This is a genomic window from Trinickia sp. (assembly GCF_051961175.1).
Lineage (GTDB): Bacteria > Pseudomonadota > Gammaproteobacteria > Burkholderiales > Burkholderiaceae > Trinickia.
In genome coordinates, this window is the sequence record NZ_JBQCDN010000202.1 from 1 (window position 1) to 3665 (window position 3665).

Sequence of the window (3665 nt, forward strand, 5' to 3'; positions counted from 1 at the left end):
TCGTCGAGCACGCGCTCGGCGTTCGACAGATCGTTGTTGACCTTGCTCTTCTTGCGCCACGGCAACGCGATCAGCGTGTCGATGTAGTTGCGCACGACAGTGGCTTCGGCCGACATCGGCGACATCAGCTTCAGCTTCTTCAGTTCCGAATCGGCCTTCTTCTTGGCTTCCTTCGGCATGCGAGCGGCTTCGATGCGCTTCTCGAGCTCTTCGAGATCGGCACCCTCTTCGCCTTCGCCAAGTTCCTTCTGAATCGCCTTGACCTGCTCGTTCAGGTAGTACTCGCGCTGGCTCTTTTCCATCTGGCGCTTGACGCGGCCACGGATGCGCTTTTCGACCTGAAGGATGTCGATCTCGGCTTCGAGCTGGGCGAGCAAGTGCTCGAGGCGTTCCACGACGGGGAACATCTCGAGAATATGCTGCTTCTGATCGAGCTTGAGCGGCAGATGCGCCGCGATCGTATCAGCCAAACGGCCGGCTTCGTCGATGCCAGCCAACGACGTCAGAATCTCTGGCGGGATCTTCTTGTTCAGCTTTACGTACTGATCGAACTGCGACACGATCGCACGGCGCAGCGCTTCCGTTTCAGCGCTGTCGGCGTGGTCGGGTTCGAGCGGCATGACTTCGCAGGAAAACTGCGTTTCCTGTTCTTCGATCGTCAGCGTTTTCGCGCGCTGCAAGCCCTCGACCAGCACCTTCACGGTGCCGTCGGGCAATTTCAGCATTTGCAGGATGTTGGCGATACATCCCACTTCGTACATGTCCTTTTCGGTCGGCTCGTCCTTGGCCGCAGTCTTTTGCGCGACAAGCATGATGTGCTTGCCGCCCTCCATCGCGACTTCGAGCGCTTTGATCGATTTGGGCCGCCCCACGAACAGCGGGATAACCATGTGCGGGAAAACGACGACATCTCGCAACGGCAGCAGCGGGAGCGTGGTGCGCTCTTGAGGGAGGAGTTGGGTTCCTGACATTTCATTTCCCCATGAGTGGAATCAGTTCGTTCGGTAGTTGAGGCCCGCGGTACGAATTGCAAGCCTGCGCGTGTGGGAAAAGTTCGATGTATTCAGAGAAGCGGTCAGTGTTACCCACAAGATAAACGAAAAAAGCCGTTCACGTCTCCATGAACGGCCATTCCTCTGAAAGCTTTAGGGTCTACCACGGTCGTCAGGCTGAAAATGAACGCGAAACAGACCCCAAGCCATCAATTCGAGCCCGCAACCTTCGGCGCTTCTTCATAGATGAGCAGGGGCTTGCCGTCACCGTCAATGACGTTGTCGTCAATAATGACCTTGCTAACGCCTTTCATCGCCGGCAATTCGTACATGACGTCGAGCAACGCCTGCTCCAAAATGGAGCGCAGGCCGCGCGCCCCCGTCTTGCGACGGATCGCCTTGCGCGCCACCGCTTGCAACGCCGCCGGGCGAATCTCGAGCTCGACCCGCTCCATCGCGAACAGCTTGTTGTACTGCTTCACGAGGGCATTCTTCGGCTCGACGAGAATCTTCATCAGCGCCACTTCATCGAGCTTGCCGAGCGTCGCGACCACCGGCAGGCGGCCGATCAATTCAGGGATCAACCCGAATTTGATCAGATCTTCCGGTTCGACCTCGCGCAATACCTCGCCGGCATCGCGCTCCTGCTTGCTCTTCACGCTCGCGCCGAAGCCGATACCCGTTTTTTCCGTGCGATCGGTGATGACTTTTTCAAGCCCGTCGAACGCACCGCCGCAGACGAACAGGATGTTCGTCGTGTCGACCTGGATGAAATCCTGGTTCGGATGCTTGCGCCCGCCTTGCGGCGGCACCGACGCCATCGTGCCTTCCACGAGCTTCAGCAGCGCCTGCTGCACGCCCTCGCCCGAGACATCACGCGTGATCGACGGGTTGTCCGACTTGCGGCTGATCTTATCGATTTCGTCGATGTAAACGATTCCGCGCTGCGCCTTCTCGACTTCGTAGTTACAGTTTTGCAGCAGCTTCTGAATGATGTTCTCGACGTCTTCGCCGACATAGCCGGCTTCCGTCAACGTCGTTGCGTCTGCGATGACGAACGGAACGTTGAGCAGCCGGGCGAGCGTCTGCGCCAGCAATGTCTTGCCGGAGCCTGTCGGGCCGATCAGCAGAATATTGCTCTTCGAAAGCTCCACCTCGTCTTTTTTGTCGAGATGCTTGAGCCGCTTGTAGTGGTTGTACACCGCCACGGCCAGAATCTTCTTCGCACGCTCCTGCCCGATCACGTATTGATCGAGGATGTCGCGAATTTCCTGCGGGCTGGGCAGATCGGATTTCGACAACCCTACGTCCGTGCCCGCTCCCGCGGCTTCGTCGCGAATGATCTCGTTGCACAAGTCGATACATTCATCGCAGATGAAGACCGACGGGCCGGCTATGAGCTTTTTGACCTCATGCTGGCTCTTGCCGCAGAACGAGCAATACAACAGCTTTTCGCTGTTCGAACCTTTCTTGTCCGCCATGGATATACGAGCCTCCGGACACTCGAATGACTGGCACGCCATCTGCCGCCCCACCAGCAGGGTCGGATCAGATTGACTGGCCGGCGCAACGGGAAACGCGCGTGGCGTATCCGTCGTCGGCGCCCAGAACTATTATCGACCAATTTTGGCATCGCTTGAGTCGGCCGTCGCACCTATACGGGGAACCCGCGGGCGCGTACGACCGACAGCGATGCTTTATGGGCGTTTGTGTAGGACTTGATCGATCAGCCCGTACGCCTGCGCATCTTCGCCCGACATGAAGTTATCGCGATCCGTATCGCGCGCGATGCGTTCGACCGGCTGCCCCGTATGATGCGCGAACATCTGGTTGAGCCGCTCCTTCAAATACAGGATCTCGCGAGCCTGGATTTCGATGTCGGACGCCTGGCCGCGCGCGCCGCCGAGCGGCTGGTGAATCATCACGCGTGCGTTCGGCAACGCGAAACGCTTCCCCTTCGCACCGGCCGACAGCAAAAACGCGCCCATGCTCGCCGCCAGGCCCATGCACAGCGTGGACACATCGGGCTTCACGAACTGCATCGTGTCGTAGATCGCCAAACCCGCCGACACCGAGCCACCCGGGCTATTGATGTACAGGCTGATGTCCTTGTCGGGATTTTCGCTCTCGAGGAACAGCAACTGCGCCACGACGAGATTGGCGGTCTGGTCGTTCACTTCGCCGACCATGAACACGACGCGCTCCTTCAGCAGGCGCGAATAGATATCGTACGAACGCTCGCCGCGGCCGCTCGTTTCGACGACGATCGGAACGAGCCCCAGCGCCTGCGTTTCGAAATCGCGCGGTGCATGGGAGGCCAACGTGTCCAACAGTTGAGCGCGAGAGATCATGCAAAGGATCCTTGTTCGGAATGGGTCTTGAAACGGCAGGAAGACGGCCCCGAGCACGTCGCTGCAACGCAGCAAACACGCCGCAGCATGAAAAACGGCGTGCGGCCGTCGCTCCGACAGCCCGCACGCCGTATCAGGCGATGCCTTACGCTTGCGCCGAGGCGCTCGCCAGTGCTTCGAAGCTGACTTCCTTATCCGTCACCTTCGCCTTGCCGAGCACGAATTCGACGACGTTGCTTTCAACGACGTACGCTTCCATTTCGGCGAGGCGCTGCTTGTTCGAATAATACCAGCGGATCACTTCCTTCGGGTCTTCGTAGCT

3 protein-coding genes and 1 pseudogene are annotated in these 3665 nt (G+C 58.9%); all 4 read right to left on the reverse strand.

All coding sequences use genetic code 11. The features are described from left to right. The coding region (locus tag ACTHL0_RS12225; RefSeq protein ID WP_440567013.1) for an LON peptidase substrate-binding domain-containing protein at positions 1-971 on the reverse strand (971 nt) is incomplete at its 3' end. 230 nt (positions 972-1201) lie between these two features. Further along, positions 1202-2473, reverse strand: coding sequence for an ATP-dependent Clp protease ATP-binding subunit ClpX (clpX, locus tag ACTHL0_RS12230; protein ID WP_440567014.1), 1272 nt, complete (start codon positions 2471-2473; stop codon positions 1202-1204). A gap of 216 nt (positions 2474-2689) precedes the next feature. Then, on the reverse strand, positions 2690-3343 hold the full coding sequence (clpP, locus tag ACTHL0_RS12235; protein WP_440567015.1) for an ATP-dependent Clp endopeptidase proteolytic subunit ClpP: 654 nt from the start codon (positions 3341-3343) through the stop codon (positions 2690-2692). 145 nt (positions 3344-3488) lie between these two features. Continuing rightward, a pseudogene (locus ACTHL0_RS12240) lies at positions 3489-3665 on the reverse strand (trigger factor); the annotation flags it as partial.

What these genes read in the sequence shown, in the direction of transcription:
- clpX (WP_440567014.1), bottom strand. Translation starts at nt 2,473, where the DNA reads ATGGCGGACAAGAAAGGTTCGAACAGCGAAAAGCTGTTGTATTGCTCG.
- clpP (WP_440567015.1), bottom strand. Translation starts at nt 3,343, where the DNA reads ATGATCTCTCGCGCTCAACTGTTGGACACGTTGGCCTCCCATGCACCG.